Annotated in this window: 13 protein-coding genes; 6 read left to right on the forward strand and 7 right to left on the reverse strand. The window is 65.6% G+C overall.

The window, feature by feature from the left end; genetic code table 11:
• Positions 1-37: 37 nt before the first annotated feature.
• Positions 38-814, forward strand: coding sequence for a hypothetical protein (locus IE126_RS05955; RefSeq protein WP_189380455.1), 777 nt, complete (start codon positions 38-40; stop codon positions 812-814).
• 72 nt (positions 815-886) lie between these two features.
• On the opposite strand, the gene IE126_RS05960 is transcribed toward IE126_RS05955, so the two are convergent.
• From IE126_RS05960 to IE126_RS05970, 3 genes are all read right to left on the reverse strand, one after another.
• The gene (locus IE126_RS05960) at positions 887-1,210 is read right to left on the reverse strand and encodes a DUF6280 family protein (protein ID WP_054300712.1); all 324 of its coding nucleotides are present in this window, start codon (positions 1,208-1,210) and stop codon (positions 887-889) included.
• Positions 1,211-1,491: 281 nt separating this feature from the next.
• The gene (gene ygfZ, locus IE126_RS05965) at positions 1,492-2,229 is read right to left on the reverse strand and encodes a CAF17-like 4Fe-4S cluster assembly/insertion protein YgfZ (protein WP_189380456.1); all 738 of its coding nucleotides are present in this window, start codon (positions 2,227-2,229) and stop codon (positions 1,492-1,494) included.
• A gap of 3 nt (positions 2,230-2,232) precedes the next feature.
• Positions 2,233-3,987, reverse strand: a complete 1,755-nt coding sequence (locus tag IE126_RS05970) for an ABC transporter ATP-binding protein (RefSeq protein ID WP_189380457.1) — start codon at positions 3,985-3,987, stop codon at positions 2,233-2,235.
• Between the two features lie 135 nt (positions 3,988-4,122).
• Here IE126_RS05970 and IE126_RS05975 point away from each other — a divergent pair, with 135 nt between their 5' ends.
• Positions 4,123-5,334, forward strand: a complete 1,212-nt coding sequence (locus tag IE126_RS05975; RefSeq protein ID WP_189380458.1) for a pyridoxal-phosphate-dependent aminotransferase family protein — start codon at positions 4,123-4,125, stop codon at positions 5,332-5,334.
• Positions 5,331-5,762 (forward strand): GNAT family N-acetyltransferase, encoded by a 432-nt coding sequence (locus IE126_RS05980; protein ID WP_108127124.1) that lies wholly within the window; start codon positions 5,331-5,333, stop codon positions 5,760-5,762. Before IE126_RS05975 ends, IE126_RS05980 begins: the two co-directional genes overlap by 4 nt.
• Positions 5,763-5,784: 22 nt before the next feature.
• On the opposite strand, the gene IE126_RS26320 is transcribed toward IE126_RS05980, so the two are convergent.
• A complete protein-coding gene (locus tag IE126_RS26320; RefSeq protein WP_308429971.1) occupies positions 5,785-7,701 on the reverse strand; it encodes a calcium-binding protein in 1,917 nt (638 codons plus the stop codon).
• Positions 7,702-7,988: 287 nt separating this feature from the next.
• Between IE126_RS26320 and IE126_RS05990 the strand changes: the two genes are divergently transcribed.
• Positions 7,989-8,780 carry a gamma-glutamyl-gamma-aminobutyrate hydrolase family protein gene (locus IE126_RS05990; protein WP_054301632.1) on the forward strand — a complete coding sequence of 264 codons (792 nt, stop codon included), beginning with the start codon at positions 7,989-7,991 and terminating at the stop codon, positions 8,778-8,780.
• 75 nt (positions 8,781-8,855) lie between these two features.
• Here IE126_RS05990 and IE126_RS05995 read toward each other — a convergent pair whose 3' ends face one another.
• The 3 genes from IE126_RS05995 to kynU all read right to left on the reverse strand — a co-directional run bounded on the left by IE126_RS05995 (position 8,856) and on the right by kynU (position 12,239).
• Positions 8,856-9,869 carry a L,D-transpeptidase gene (locus IE126_RS05995; RefSeq protein WP_229825268.1) on the reverse strand — a complete coding sequence of 338 codons (1,014 nt, stop codon included), beginning with the start codon at positions 9,867-9,869 and terminating at the stop codon, positions 8,856-8,858.
• A gap of 98 nt (positions 9,870-9,967) precedes the next feature.
• The gene (gene kynA, locus IE126_RS06000; protein ID WP_189380459.1) at positions 9,968-10,801 is read right to left on the reverse strand and encodes a tryptophan 2,3-dioxygenase; all 834 of its coding nucleotides are present in this window, start codon (positions 10,799-10,801) and stop codon (positions 9,968-9,970) included.
• A 241-nt stretch (positions 10,802-11,042) separates the two neighbouring features.
• A complete protein-coding gene (kynU, locus tag IE126_RS06005) occupies positions 11,043-12,239 on the reverse strand; it encodes a kynureninase (protein ID WP_189380460.1) in 1,197 nt (398 codons plus the stop codon).
• A 236-nt stretch (positions 12,240-12,475) separates the two neighbouring features.
• Between kynU and IE126_RS06010 the strand changes: the two genes are divergently transcribed.
• Positions 12,476-12,919: a methyltransferase family protein gene (locus IE126_RS06010; protein WP_189380461.1), complete on the forward strand. Its 444-nt coding sequence runs from the start codon at positions 12,476-12,478 to the stop codon at positions 12,917-12,919.
• 125 nt (positions 12,920-13,044) lie between these two features.
• A complete protein-coding gene (locus IE126_RS06015) occupies positions 13,045-14,619 on the forward strand; it encodes a Re/Si-specific NAD(P)(+) transhydrogenase subunit alpha (protein WP_189380462.1) in 1,575 nt (524 codons plus the stop codon).
• Positions 14,620-14,625: the final 6 nt, after the last annotated feature.

Raw genomic sequence — 14,625 nt, forward strand, 5'->3', positions numbered from 1 at the left:
CCGAAAGGCGAATAACGGGGCAGGCATGAACGAACCGATGAGTTCCCGGGAAATCGAGGATGTGCTGTCGTCGATTCGTCGGCTTGTCTCCGACGATCTGCGTCCCGCGCATCGCACGCCTACCAACCCGCCAGCCGTTCCGGGCAAGCTGTTGCTGACACCCGCCCTGCGTGTTGTGCCCGCGCCTGCGGCCGCGCCTGCGGCCGCGCCGGAACAGCCGGAAACCGATATCACCGGCCTGACGGAAGAGCCCGCTTCGGCGCGGCGCATCGAGGATGTGGTCGCCTCGCTTGGGGCGGCTGTCGAACCCGACGAAGCCTGGGAAACTGAGGCGGCCGAGCCGGAGTGGGGCGAGGCAAGCTGGCCGAGCCTGCCCGAGGTTGTCGAGGTGGATCTGGACAGCGTGGCCGAAGCCGAGGTGGTGCAGTTCGTTTCGGCCGATCAGGCGCGCATGGAAGATGCCTGGCGCGACGGGGCCTGGCCGGATGGTCCGCAGCCCGCCGAACTGGACGAGCCGGAACCCGTGGCCGAGATCGACAGCGATCCGGCAGCGGCGGATCTGGCTGAGGCTGAGGTGGTGGCCGAGCTCAGCCGCGCGGTCGAGGACGAGGTAGCCGAACAGGCCGCCGCTGAACCCGGTCTGTTCGCACCCGGCGATGCCGATGATTTCGACGAAGAGGCACTGCGCGAAGTCGTGCGCGACATCATCCGCGAAGAGCTTCAGGGGGCTCTGGGTGAACGCATCACCCGCAATGTGCGCAAGCTGGTGCGGGCCGAGATCAGTCGCGCGATTGCCAGCCGCGATCTTTCCTGAAACCGGACTGACGCCAAAAGCAAAAACGCGCGCCATCCGGCGCGCGTTTGCATTTCGCAGGGTGCCGGCGGCTCAGGCCGCTTCGGCCTCCAGCTCGGCGGCGTGACGGCGTTCGCTTTCCTCGCGCGACAGCGCGACAGAGGTGCGCACACCTTTCGCCACGAATTCCATAAGGCCCTTCACGACACGTTCGTTCGGGTCGATCCCGGCGCAGGACAGAACCTCGCGCCCGTCGCGCGAGCGCGCCCAGCGGGCGATCTGCTCCGGCCCGTTGCCGTATTTCTTGTCATCGGCGATGGCATCGTCGAGGGCCGCCAGAACGACAGCCGCGAAGAGCTTGCGGGCACGTTGCCCCTGCTCATAGTTGAACGCGGTGCCGTCGATGAAATCAGCCATGTCCGTTTTCCTGTTCTTGCTCTTGCGTATTCCGGCGCCCGGGGAATATGACGTTTTCGAGACGATTCGGTATCTCGGGTTTGATATGGCTGCCATGCGTCTACGTCATGGCTGGCAGCGCATACCACTAGGTTTTGGGGTCAAATCCGGGGTGTGCCGACGAGATATAGGATACGCCCCGAACGGTTCAAGGACTGGTCAAACTTTCGCCAGTTTTTCGGGGTGGTTGCGCGTTCCCGCGCCGAAATCATGTTGCGGGAAAGCTTGTCAATCTTCGCATTTTATGCGTCAGCCCGCAAAATGGCATCTCCGGCCTGCAACGGGCCTGCCAGACGGTCCAGTCGCATCTGCGCCAGCGCCCGGTCGCCGGATTGCGTGAAAAGCCGCCCTGCCTCGCGCCCGTCGGCCATCAGGATCGGCGTTCCAGCGGGGGCAGTGCCCGAGATATGCAGCCGGACCAAGCCCTTGCGCAGCTCGGTCTTGTGCTTCATCCGCGCGGTCACCTCTTGCCCGACATAGCATCCCTTGCGGAAATCGACGCCATTGAGCCGCTCGAACCCGGCTTCGAGGATCAGCGTTTCGTCGGGGATCAGCTCGACCCCGGTCTCGGGAATGATATGCGCCACGCGAATGGCATCCCAGTCCACCGTGGCCTCGGGCAAGGGCGCGCCATAGAGACGCCAGCCAAGCGCGGGGTGGCGCGGATCGGGCAGGGCGCCTTCGGGCGCGTCGCCGATGCCGCGGCTGACCGACAGATCCGACACCGCGAAGGCCACGTCGGCGCGCAGCCGATACATGGCCAGCCGCCGCATCACCCCGTCAGCAAGGCTTTCGGGCAGGTCCAGCAGCAGCTCCGTTCCGGTGTTCACCACGAAAAAATCCGCCAGATACCGCCCCTGTGGCGTCAGCAGTGCCGCATAGACGATGCCGCGCGCTTTCAGCGGCAATACATCATTGCTGACCAGTCCTTGCAGGAGGCTCAGGGCATCGGGGCCGGTCAGACGGATGAGGCGGCGCATGGCTCACTCCTGGAATTGCAGACGGTAGAGATCGGCATAAAGCCCGCCCTTTTCAAGCAGGCTGTCATGCGTGCCTTCCTCGACGACGCGACCGCGATCCATCACCACGATCTTGTCAGCCGCGCGGACGGTGGCCAGACGATGCGCGATCACCAGCGTGGTGCGTCCACTGCCCAGACGGGTCAGCGCCTCTGACACGATGGCCTCGGACGCCGCATCCAGCGCCGAGGTGGCCTCGTCCAGCAGCAGGACCGGCGCGTCGGCCACCAGTGCCCGCGCAATGGCCACGCGCTGCCGCTGCCCGCCCGACAGGGCCGAGCCGCGCGGCCCGGCATGGGTATCGGCGCCCTCCGGCAGGGCACGCAGGAAATCGGCGACATGCGCGGCCTCGAAGGCGCGCTCCAGCCGATCGGGCGCGATGTCGCGGCCCAGCGTTACATTCTCGCGGATGGTTTCATCGAACAGCATGGCATCCTGCGAAACCACGGCGAATTGCGCGCGCAGCTCCGGCAGGCGCATCCCGGCGATGTCGCGCCCGTTCAGCGTGATCACCCCGGATTGTGGTTCTGCCATGCCGGTCAGCAGATGAAAGACCGTGGATTTCCCGGCCCCCGAAGCGCCGACCAGCGCGGTCATCTGGCCCGGCTCTGCCGTGAAGCTCAGCCCGCGCAGCACCGGCGTTTCGCCATAGCCGAAGCTGATGTCGTTCAGCACAATGCCCACCGGCGGGGGGCCGGGCTCTGCCTCGCCGGCGCGGGGGCGTTCGGGCGGGGCGGTGTCGAACAGGCGGAAGATACGCTCCAGCGAGGCAGAGGCCACCTGCCAGACCCCGGCCTGATCACCGATGCGGCGGATCGGCTGGAAGGTCAGTGCCATGGCGGTGAAGAAAGACATGAACTCGCCCGTCGTGCGCTCGCCTTCGGCGATTTCTGCCCCGCCCAGCATCAGTACGGTGAAGAAGCCGATGCCGGTCACCACGTCGATCAGCGCCGGGATGGTGGAGCGGCCAAAGGCGGTGCGCACCTCGGCGCGGACGATGGTGCCGACGATGCGGCGGAAGCGGCCGGTCTGGTAGTCCTCCATCCGGTTCAGCTTGATGGCCTGAATGCCGTGAAAGATTTCGTCCAGGCGGGTGGCGCGGCTGCCTGCCTGTTCGCGCATCAGCATGGTCTTGCGGCGGATATAGCGCTGCACAACCACCGCCGGCAGGATCAGCAGCGGCGCCCCCACCAGCGCCGCCAGCGTCCAGTGCACGTCGATCGACAGCGCCACGGCGAACAGTGACACCAGTGCAATAGTGTCGCGCCCGACCCCTATGATGATGGAGGACCAGACGCCCTGCACGGCGGCGGTATCGCCCACCACCCGCTCCATCAGCGCGCCGGGCGGGTTGTCCTGAAAGAACCGGCCACCCAGCCGCAGCACATGCGCCAGAAGATCCACCTGCATGGCGGTGGAGCTTTTCTGCGCCACCGCCGTCAGCGTGGTTTTCGACGCGACCGAGGTGACGGCGCGGACAAGGAACAGGCCAAGAATGGCAAGGCCGACCCAGATCAGTGCGCCTTCCCCACCGGGCGCGAAGACCTTGTCGAACAGCGGCTCCAGCAGCCAGGACAACGCGCCGAGCGTCGATCCTTCAATCACCATCAGCCCGAAGGCCAGCGCCATCAGCCCCGCATGGGGGCGCAGGTAGCCCGACCAGAGCCTGCCGAACAGGCGGCGCGAGGTGTAACGCGGGTCTTGCGGCGGTCTGGCCAAGGGCGGCTCCTGTCACGGCTGGCCCTTGGGATAGCCCGCGTGGCAGGGCAGGGCAAGGCGCGTGCGCGTGCGTGCCCCGCGTTGACGCCGCTCCGGCGCGGGCGTAGCCATTTGTCAGGACTCGCGGAGAAGCAGATGACCCTCGCCAACGGACGCCCCTACCTCGCCATTCCCGGCCCCTCGACCATGCCGGATCGCGTGCTGAACGCGATGCACCGGGCGGCGCCCAATATCTATGCCGGGGCGTTGCCCGAGATGGTGGAAAGCCTCTGGCCCGATCTGCGGCGGCTGGCGGGGACGAAGGCATATGTGGCGCTCTATATCGCCAATGGCCATGGTGCGTGGGAGGCGGCCAATGCCAACCTGTTCTCGCGCGGGGACCGGGCGCTGGTCGTGGCAACGGGAAGGTTCGGCATCGGCTGGGCGGAAAGTGCCACGGCGCAGGGCGTGCAGGCCGAACTTCTGGATTTCGGCAAGGCCGCCCCCGCCGATCCCGCCCGGATCGAGGCAGCGCTGCGGGCCGATACCGCGCATGGGATCAAGGCGGTTCTGGTCACTCATGTCGATACCGCCAGTTCGGTGAAGAATGACATCCCCGCCATCCGCCGCGCCATCGACGCTGCGGGCCATCCGGCCTTGCTGGCGGTGGATTGCATCGCCTCGATGGGCTGCGATGCGTTCTTCATGGATGACTGGGGCGTGGATGTGGTGGTAGCGGCCAGCCAGAAGGGGCTTATGGTGCCGCCGGGGCTGGGGATTTTGTGGTTTTCCGACCGCGCGATGGAGCGTTGCAAGACCAGCGACCTGCGCACGCCCTACTGGAACTGGACGCCCCGCGCGACCGCGACCGAGTTCTGGCAGCACTGGGCGGGCACCGCCCCGACGCATCACCTGTTCGGTCTGCGCGAAAGCCTGAACATGATCGCCGAGGAGGGGCTGGAGGCGGTCTGGGCGCGGCATGCCGCGCTTGCCCGCACCGTCTGGGCGGCGTTCGATGCCTGGGGCGCGGGGCAGCCCGAGATTGCGCTGAACGTGGCGGATCCGGCGTCTCGCGGCCATTCGGTGACAGCGGCCCGGATTGGCCCGGCGCCGAATGCCAGCCGCCTGCGCGACTGGCTGGAGCAACGTGCGGGGGTCACGCTGGGCATCGGTCTGGGCATGGCCTTGCCGTCGGAGCCCGCCTATCACGGCTTTCTGCGGGTGGCGCATATGGGCCATGTGAATGCCCATATGACGCTGGGCGTACTGGCGGCGATGGAGGCCGGCATGATCGCGCTGGACATCCCGCATGGGCCGGGCGCGCTGACGGCGGCGGCGCATGCGGTGGCCGGGGCGGCTGGCGCATGACCGCGCGCCGCGCCATGCCCGCCGATCTGGCGCAGGTGCAGACGGTGGTCGAGGCCGCCTTTGCGCCTTATGTGCCGCTGATCGGTCGCCGTCCGGCGCCGATGGATGCCGATTATGCGGCGCTGATCGCGGCGGGTCAGGTCTGGCTGCTGGACGAGGGCGCTGTCATGGCCTGCTGGCCCGAAGACGGGGCCATGCTTCTCGACGTGTTGGCGGTGGTGCCAGAGGCGCAGGGCCGCGGTCTTGGCGCCCGGCTGGTCGCCCTGTGCGAGGCCGAGGCGCGGGCGGCGGGGCTGCCCGCCGTCACGCTTTACACCAATGCGGCGATGGCGGGTGCGCTGCGGCTTTACCCCCGCCTCGGCTATACCGAGACGGGGCGGCGGGTCGATCAGGGCTTTTCCCGCGTGTTTTTCCGCAAGGCGCTGTGATTGCCGCTCCGCGCAGCAGGATTCAGGGCAGCAGGATCATATCATCCCAGCCCAGAGAATTGACGCCGACCAGTTTGGCGACGGTCTGCCGTTCATAAAGCGTGCCCGAGCCATCCGGGTCGTAGCTCAGCACATGGGTTTTCGTGTTGAAATAGAACCCGATCTCGGTGGGCCTGGCGGCAGTCCCGTTGGGCAGCGGATTGAACGGATTGGCGCCGCCGAAGCCCGAAAACATCAGCTTGTCGCCCTGACCGGGCCGGAAATCGGTGATCGTGTCGCCGCCTTCGTCAAAGACGAACCGGAAGCTCTCTCTGCGCGCGGTGAAGATGAAATGGTCGGCCCCGGCGCCACCCGTCAGCGTATCTGCCCCCGCGCAGCCATGGATCCGGTCGTTCCCGGTTCCGCCCAGCACGCGGTCGCGCCCCGCACCGCCATAGAGCACATCGGTGCCGCTGCCGCCGTCGAGCGTGTCATTGCCCGAGCCGCCTTCCAGCCAGTCGAACCCGGAGCCGCCCTTGAGCCGGTCATTCCCACTCCCGCCGGTCAGCAGATCATTGCCCGCGCGCCCGTCCAGCTTGTCCTTGCCGCCACGCCCGTCCAGCATGTCGTCCTTCGTGGTGCCGTTCAGGGTATTGCCGCGCCCGTTGCCATTGCGCTCGGCGCCCTGCGTCGAGATCAGGCTGAAGGCCTGACCGTCCAGGTGTTCCTTCGTCAGTTCGGTTTCCCGTCCGATGGTCCAGCCAAGAAACCCCTTACCCTGACGGATAATGCCGCCATCGTTCTTTTCGCCCTCCACGACCGAAAGATCGGCGCCATTGTCGGTCAGCAGAAAGCGCCCGGTGCGGGCTGCGCCGTCGCCGTCGAACACCTGCCCCAGCCACAGCCTGTTGTCGCTGTCGAACCAACTGAGCGCGAAGGTGTTTTTCGCCAGCGCGATGACCTTCAGGTCGGTCCAGCTGTCGTGGCCGTCCTCGTTCAGGGTGATGGTCTTGCTGGCCACTTTGCCATTGGCACCGACGATCCGTGCCTTGTGCGCCCCTCCATCGGCAGAGTCATACCACGTCACCACCGCGCGGCCATTGTCCAGCGCCACCGCCTCGGGGCGCAGGGTTCCCGCGCCCAGCGTGTCGTCTATGGCAATGGCCTTGCCCACACGTTTGCCGCTCGCGGTGATCTGCTGATAGGTGATCTGCTTGTCGGTATAGGTGATGCCGTTGATCGTCTCGCCCCCGACCTCCTTGTAGAAGACCCCGATGCGCCCGTTCCCCAGCACCACCGCCGAAGGGGCGACCGGACTTGCCTCGATCGCCCAGGGGCTGATGCCGACCGAATGATCCTCGACCACCACCTTGGCCTTGCCCGAGGGCGCGCCACTGGCCTTGAATTTGGTCATCAGGATGCCGGTCGAGATGTCGGCGGCGCTGGCGCCGGGCTGAGTGTGGAAAACGGCATAGCTGCCATCCTTCAGCCGGACCCCCGACCAGTCGGTCGCCGGGTTGATCCCGGGCTGGCCGGGCGTCACCGAATGCGGCTCCAGCCGGGTGCCGCCAACCGGCGCCGTTCCGCGATAGCCCTGTGCGGCCAGCGACCAGTTATGGTCGTCGCCGTCGATGCGGTTGTTGTAGAACATCCCCGTCAGCAATGCGCGGCCCTTGGTCCCCGCGATCAGATCCACATATTGAAATGTGCTGATCGGGGCGAAGCCGCCGGGCGTGGTGGCGACCGAGGCGGTGGTGATCGGGCCAAGCTTGTCGGTCCTGAGGTTCAGCGTGGCCGTATAGACCACCGAATTGGCATAGATGCCTGAATCAATCAGCGCCGAACCCCCGAAGGCCACCATCACCTTGCCGTTGGACAAGGTTGTGGCGTCGAAGGCCAGCAGGTCGAGATCCTTGGTGTTGTTGAACCAGGTTTTCACCTTTTCGATGGTCTTTGCCATGCGCACTCTCCACAAATTTCTGTCGGAACAATGGGGTGTCCCTTCCGGGTCTGTTGCTTCTAAAGGCCGGACCCGTTGCCGGGCCATCCCCCGAACGGGGGGCAAAGGGGCAATTTCCGGCTCTGGAGCGGCATTATTTCCGGCCTGTCCGGCGGGCAAAGCCGGGGCAGCCTGCGCGGAATGACGGCGAGTTCTGCACCCATGCACCGAAACAGCCGGGTTTCACGCTTCAAAACCGCGGGCTGCGGGCCTAGACTTGGCGAAACACAGGGAAATGCGCTCAGACCATGTCAGTTCACGCCGCCAGCCGCCGCCCCGTCGTGGGGATCATCGGGAACATGAGCCTGCTGAACGAAAGCTATCCGGTTCATGCCGGGGGCACGATGAACTCCGAGGCGGTGGCGCAGGTGGCGGGCTGCGTGCCACTGATCATCCCTTCGGACCCCCGGCTGGTCAGCGTTGACGAACTTCTGGCGCTTTGCGACGGCTTCCTGCTGACCGGCGGGCGGCCGAACGTGCATCCCAGCGAATATGGCGAGGCGGAAACCCCCGCCCATGGCACGTTTGAACGCGCGCGCGATGCGATCACGCTGCCGCTGATCCGTGCCTGTGTGGACCGGGGGCAGCCCTTCCTTGGCATCTGTCGCGGCTTTCAGGAAGTGAACGTGGCCATGGGCGGCACGCTCTACCCCGAAATCCGCGATCTGCCGGGGCGCATGAACCACCGCATGCCACCCGATGGATCGCTGGAGGAGAAGTTCGCCTTGCGCCATCCGGTGCGCTTTACCCCCGGCGGGGTATTTGCGCGGCTGATGGGGGCCGAAGAGGTGATGACCAACACACTGCACGGGCAGGGGATCAACCGGCCCGGTCCGCGCATTGTCATCGACGGGCAGGCCCCCGACGGCACACCCGAGGCGCTTTATGTGAAAGACGCGCCGGGCTTCACGCTTTCGGTGCAATGGCACCCGGAATGGAATGCGGTGGCTGATCCGGTCTCGCGGCCGCTGTTCGCGGCCTTCGGGCGGGCGGCGGCGGAATGGGCCGGGCAGGGCGCGGCAGCGGTTCGCTCCGCCTGATCCCGAAAGCGGCAACCTGCAAAGCAAAAGGCGCGGCAAAAGCCGCGCCTTTGTCATTAGATGCACCAATCGGCCTCAGGGGCAGGGCTTTTCCGCCGTGGGCACGCAGGTTGCGGCAGGGGCCGGAGCCTCGGGGGTGGCCGGTTCGGCCGCAGGCGGGGTCACGGTCACGGCGGCAGCTTCCGGCGCCGGGGCGGCGGGCTGGGCCGGTGCCACCAGCGCGGCAGGCACGCCGCCCAGAGCGGGCGGGTTCAGAGCAGGTGCCGTCATGGTGGGGAAACCCGGCGCAGGCGCGCCCGGCGCTTTGGCTGGAACCGGCGCATCGGCGGGTTTCGGCGTCTGCTTCGGCTTGACCGAAGCTTTCTTGGGTTGCGGCGGCGGCAGCTTCAGCGCGGCGGGACGCGAGCCATCGGCATTCAGCACAACCACCTTCACCCCGTTCGGCACGCGGTCATAGAGGTCGATCACATCTTGGTTGATCATGCGGAAACAGCCCGACGAGGCGTTGCGCCCGATCGACTTCCATTCCGGCGTGCCATGGATGCGGAAACCGTAATCGACGCCATTGGTCGTCAGATACAATGCACGGGCGCCCAGCGGGTTGGTCGGACCGCCCGGCTGGCCGTCTTTCCACTTCTCAAGCTGCGGCTTGCGCTCGATCATCTCCTTCGGCGGCGTCCAGGTGGGCCAGTGCTTGCGGTTGGTCACCAGAGCCTCACCCGCCCACTGGAAGCCGTCAGCGCCGACCGCGATGCCATAGCGCATCGCCTTACCCGGCGCGGTCACCAGATGCAGCGTCTTGTTCGTCGGGTTGATGATGATCGTCCCGACCGGATCATTGGTCGGGAAATCCACCAGCTGCCGCTTGAACTGCGGCGGGATCTTTTCTTCCGGCACGGCGGGGATGGTGAAGGGGCCGTCCTGACGCGCGACATAGCTGTTCACGAAATCTTCGGGAACAGGCTGTTTCACCACCGGCGCGGGCGGCTCGGGCGACTTGGTCGCCTCGGTGACGGCAGGCTGGACGCAAGCCCCGAGGGAGCCCACAAGCATCCCGCCAAGAACCAGAGCCAGAACATTACGCAGCATCAATTTCTCCCAGCGAATCCGAACGGACGGAACCCGTTTACCCGATACACAATTCCCACAGATATTGCAGGGTTCCGTCTTGGTCCATCACGGATTGTTCACAGAGCCGTGCGCAAGTGCCACAATTCGGGAAACAGTTCGACTTCCAGCATGCGGCGCAGATAGCTCACGCCCGCCGTGCCGCCGGTGCCGCGCTTGAAGCCGATGACACGTTCGACCGTGGTGACATGGTTGAACCGCCAGCGCCGGAAATAATCCTCGAAATCCACCAGTTTCTCGGCCATTTCATAGGCTTCCCAATGTGCCTGCGGATCGCGGTAAACGATCTCCCAAGCCGCCTGCACCCCCGGATCGGCCACCCAGGGCGCTCGCAGGTCGCGGGCCAGCACGGCCTCCGGCACCGGCAGACCCTTCCGCGCCAGCAGCCGCAGCGCCTCGTCGTAAAGCGAGGGGCGGCCAAGTTCCGCCTCCAGCTTCGCCGTCAGGTCGGGACGATGCGCATGGGGGCGCAGCATGGCCAGGTTGCGGTTGCCCACCGCATATTCGATCAGCCGGTATTGCCAGGACTGGAAGCCCGAGCTTTGCCCCAGCCCGTCACGGAAGCGGGTATATTCGCTGGGCGTCATGGTGCGCAGCACATCCCATGCGGAATTGAGCTGCTCGAAGATCCGCGCCACGCGGGTCAGCATCTTGAAGGCAGAGCGCGCCTCGTCCGCCGCAATTGCACGGCGCGCGGCATCCAGCTCGTGCAGCGCCAGCCGCATCCACAGCTCGGATGTCTGGTGCTGGATGATGAACAGCATCTCGTCATGCGCGCCGGTCAGCAATTGCTGGGCGTTCAGGATCGTGTCGATATGCAGGTAATCGCCATAGGACATGCGGCCGTCGAAAGACATCTGCGCGCCGTCGCGGGCGGGATCGTAGGTGGTCATGGGAAACTCCGGTGTCTGAAAGGGCAGGGCGGCGGTCAGCCGCACACCTGCCGGTTCAGTACCGAAACCTTACCGATCCGCCGCCACAGACAAACCCATCCCGCCGGCCGGCACAGGGGCGGCACGCTCTGCACCTGCTCCTTGGCAAAATACTCCCGCCGGAGGCGCCTCCGGTTGGGCCGGGAGCCTCCGGCGGGGATATTTCGACCAAGGTAAAGCACGGGGCGGGTTTCTTTATGGGTCAGGTCACGCGGGCGCGGGTCTTGTATTCGGGGCGGTCCCACAGGGCGCCGTCCATTACATCCTTGATGATGGCGACCGCCTTGTCCACATCTTCCGCATTGATGAACAGGGGCGTGAAGCCGAAACGCAGGATGTCTGGGGCGCGGAAATCACCGATGACGCCGCGCGCGATGAGCGCCTGCATGATGGCATAGCCTTCCGGGTGGCGGAAGCTGACCTGGCTGCCGCGCATCGCATGATCGCGCGGCGTGGCGAGTTCCAGGCCGGGGCAGGCGGTTTCCACCCCCGCGATGAAGCGGTCGGTCAGGGCCAGCGAGGCGTCACGGATGTCCGCCATTTCCACCTTGTCCCAGATGTCGAGCGAGGCGTCGAGCGCGGCGAGTTGCAGCACCGGCGGGGTGCCGACGCGCATGCGCTCGATCCCGCGGCCGGGGCGATAGTCCAGGTCAAAGGCAAAAGGCGCCTCATGCCCCAGCCAGCCGGACAGGGCCGGGCGCGCGGTTTCCGCGTGGCGTGGCGCGACATAAATGAAGGCCGGGCCGCCGGGGCCGGAGTTCAGGTATTTATAGGTGCAGCCCACCGCGAAATCGGCGCCGCCCTTTGCCACCTCGACCGGAAGCGCCCCCGCGCTATGCGCCAGATCCCAGACCGCGAGCGCGCCCACCTCATGCGCCCGCGCCGTCAGCGCCGCCATGTCATGCCGGCGGCCGGTGCGGTAATCGACTTCGGTGATCATCATCACTGCAACCGTGTCGTCCAGCGCCTCCAGCACCTGTTCCGGCGCCACGGTTTTCAGGTTGTAATCCGGGCCCAGCGTGCGGCACAGCCCCTCGGCCATGTAAAGATCGGAGGGGAAATTGCCGGTATCCGACAGGATCACCCGCCGCGTCGGGTTCATCTCCAGCGCCGAGGCCAGCGCCTGATAGACCTTGATCGACAGCGTGTCGCCCATCACCACATGGCCAGGCTCGGCGCCGATCAGCCGTCCGATCCGGTCGCCGGTCTTCGAGGGCTGTTCCATCCATCCGGCCTTGTTCCAGCCGGTGATCAGCATTTGTCCCCATTCCTCGGTCACGGTGCGGGCAACGCGGGCGGCGGCGGCTTTCGGCAGCGGTCCCAGCGAATTTCCGTCAAGATAGATCACCCCTTCGGGCAGATCGAACAGGGCGCGGGTATCAGCGAAATCGCGGGTCATCTTGATCCTTGCAGTCAGCGGCCGGGAGTCACGCGCACGGCCTTTGCACCAGATTGGCGTGTCGGGCGAGGGGCGACAACTTATATCTCTATCCTGAAAGTCATAAATTTCAAGTTTAAAACTTATGGGGCGGCGGCAACCTTTCCTTGTCATAGCCATACGCAGGACCAAACAGGGTTGCAAAGTCGTAAATGAGCGGGAATAAGCCGGTATTGACCTAACGTGAGGGACGCGCCTTGCTGTCGCTGGACTGGCCGCCGCTCTGGCTTGCATGTGCCATTGCCCTCGTCTGGGTGATGGACCGGGTTGTTCCTTTCGCGGGCTTCGGTACGGCCGGGGCGGTCGTCGCCCCCGTGCTGGCGGGGCTTGGTCTGGCGCTGATGCTGGCTGCGGCGATGCAGATGTGGGGCGGGCGCACGACGGTCATTCCGCGCCGCGTTCCGCAGGCGCTGGTAACGAGGGGCGTGTTCCGCCTGTCACGCAATCCGATCTATCTCGGCGATGCGCTGATTCTGGCAGCGGCGATTCTGTGGTGGGATGTGCCGCTCGCACTGCCGGTACTGCTGGTGTTCATGGCGGTGATCCAGCACCGTTTCATCCTGCCGGAGGAGGGGGTGCTGCGGCAACGGTTTGGCGCGGCTTACGACCTTTGGACCGCGCAGGTGCGGCGATGGATATGATATGCCGCAGCGTAGCGACGCAATTTTGCCGCAGAGCAGAACTTTCTTTTTGAAATTTTCTTGCGCGGCGATTATCGACTAGAAACCTGACGCGCTGAAACGCGCCATCGAACGGGGGAGAAACAGTGAAGATCGGGGCACCGAGAGAGATATTCGAAGGCGAGAACCGGGTGGCGCTGACACCCGACTCGGCTGTGCAGTTGCAGAAACTGGGGCATATCTGTGTTCTGGAAGCGGGCGCCGGGGCCAAGGCTGGCTTTTCGGACGCGGCGTACCGCACCGCCGGGGTCGAGATCGTCACCACTGCGGCAGAGCTTTATGCCGCCGCCGATGTGGTGGTGAAGGTGCGCGGGCCGGAGCCTTCCGAGGTCGCCATGCTGCGGCAGGGGCAGACTCTGATCAGCTTCTTCTGGCCTGCCCAGAACCCCGAACTGCTGGAGGCCGCGAAGGAACGCGGCGCCACGGTCGTCGCCATGGACATGGTGCCGCGCATCAGCCGGGCGCAGAAGATGGACGCGCTGTCGTCGATGGCCAATATCGCGGGCTATCGCGCGGTGATCGAGGCGGGCAACAACTTTGGCCGTTTCTTCACCGGTCAGGTGACGGCAGCGGGCAAGGTGCCCCCGGCCAAGGTGCTGATCGTCGGCGCCGGTGTGGCAGGTCTTGCGGCCATCGGCACCTCGACCTCGCTGGGCGCCATCACGCTCGCCTTCGACGTGCGTCCCGAAGTGGCCGAGCAGATCGAATCGATGGGTGCGGAGTTCGTCTACCTCGACTTCAGTGAAGCGCAGACCGATGGCGCGGCGACCGGCGGTTATGCCGCCCCGTCCAGCCCGGAGTTCCGCGAAGCGCAGCTGAAGAAGTTCCGCGAACTGGCGCCCGACATCGACATCGTCATCACCACCGCCCTCATCCCCGGTCGGCCCGCGCCGAAACTGTGGACCGAGGATATGGTGCAGATGATGAAGCCGGGCTCGGTCATCGTCGACCTTGCGGCCGAGCGCGGTGGCAACTGCGACCTGACGGTGCCGGACGAAAAGATCGTCACCGAAAACGGTGTGACCATCGTCGGCTATACCGATTTCCCCAGCCGGATGGCGGCACAGGCCTCGACGCTTTATGCCAACAATATCCGTCACATGATGTCCGATCTTACACCGAAGAAAGACGGTGTGGTCGATCACAACATGGAAGATGACGTGATCCGCGGCGCGACGGTGACCAAAGACGGTGCCATAACCTATCCGCCGCCGCCGCCGAAGGTGCAGGCCATCGCCGCGCAGAAGCCGAAGGAAAAGGCGAAGGAGCTGACGCCCGAGGAAAAACGCGCGCAGGAAGCCGCGGCCTTCAGGAAACAGACCCGTGATCAGGTGCTGATGCTGGCCATCGGCGGCGGGCTGATCCTGCTGGCGGGGTTGTTCGCGCCCGCAAGCTTCATGGCGCACTTAATCGTCTTCGTGCTGTCGGTCTATGTCGGCGTTCAGGTCATCTGGAACGTCAGCCACAGCCTGCACACGCCGCTGATGGCGGTGACCAATGCGATTTCGTCGATCATCATTCTGGGCGCGCTGATGCAGATCGGCTCGGGCAACTGGCTGGTCGTCATTCTCGCAGCGGCCTCGGTCTTCATGGCCGGGATCAACATCTTCGGTGGTTTCATGGTCACCCGGCGGATGCTCGCCATGTTCCAGAAGTCGTAAGGGGGA

This window comes from Gemmobacter nanjingensis, from assembly GCF_014652195.1.
In the GTDB taxonomy this organism is placed as follows: Bacteria; Pseudomonadota; Alphaproteobacteria; order Rhodobacterales; family Rhodobacteraceae; genus Gemmobacter; species Gemmobacter caeni.

Excerpts from the sequence above, each read along its gene's own strand:
- ygfZ (WP_189380456.1), bottom strand. The coding sequence starts at position 2,229 with ATGCGCCGCCTCATCCGTCTGACCGGCCCCGATGCCCTGAGCCTCCTG.
- IE126_RS05995 (WP_229825268.1), bottom strand. The coding sequence starts at position 9,869 with ATGCTGCGTAATGTTCTGGCTCTGGTTCTTGGCGGGATGCTTGTGGGC.
- IE126_RS05975 (WP_189380458.1), top strand. The coding sequence starts at position 4,123 with ATGACCCTCGCCAACGGACGCCCCTACCTCGCCATTCCCGGCCCCTCG.
- IE126_RS05990 (WP_054301632.1), top strand. The coding sequence starts at position 7,989 with ATGTCAGTTCACGCCGCCAGCCGCCGCCCCGTCGTGGGGATCATCGGG.
- IE126_RS05955 (WP_189380455.1), top strand. The coding sequence starts at position 38 with ATGAGTTCCCGGGAAATCGAGGATGTGCTGTCGTCGATTCGTCGGCTT.
- kynU (WP_189380460.1), bottom strand. The coding sequence starts at position 12,239 with ATGACCCGCGATTTCGCTGATACCCGCGCCCTGTTCGATCTGCCCGAA.
- kynA (WP_189380459.1), bottom strand. The coding sequence starts at position 10,801 with ATGACCACCTACGATCCCGCCCGCGACGGCGCGCAGATGTCTTTCGAC.
- IE126_RS05980 (WP_108127124.1), top strand. The coding sequence starts at position 5,331 with ATGACCGCGCGCCGCGCCATGCCCGCCGATCTGGCGCAGGTGCAGACG.
- IE126_RS05960 (WP_054300712.1), bottom strand. The coding sequence starts at position 1,210 with ATGGCTGATTTCATCGACGGCACCGCGTTCAACTATGAGCAGGGGCAA.
- IE126_RS26320 (WP_308429971.1), bottom strand. The coding sequence starts at position 7,701 with ATGGCAAAGACCATCGAAAAGGTGAAAACCTGGTTCAACAACACCAAG.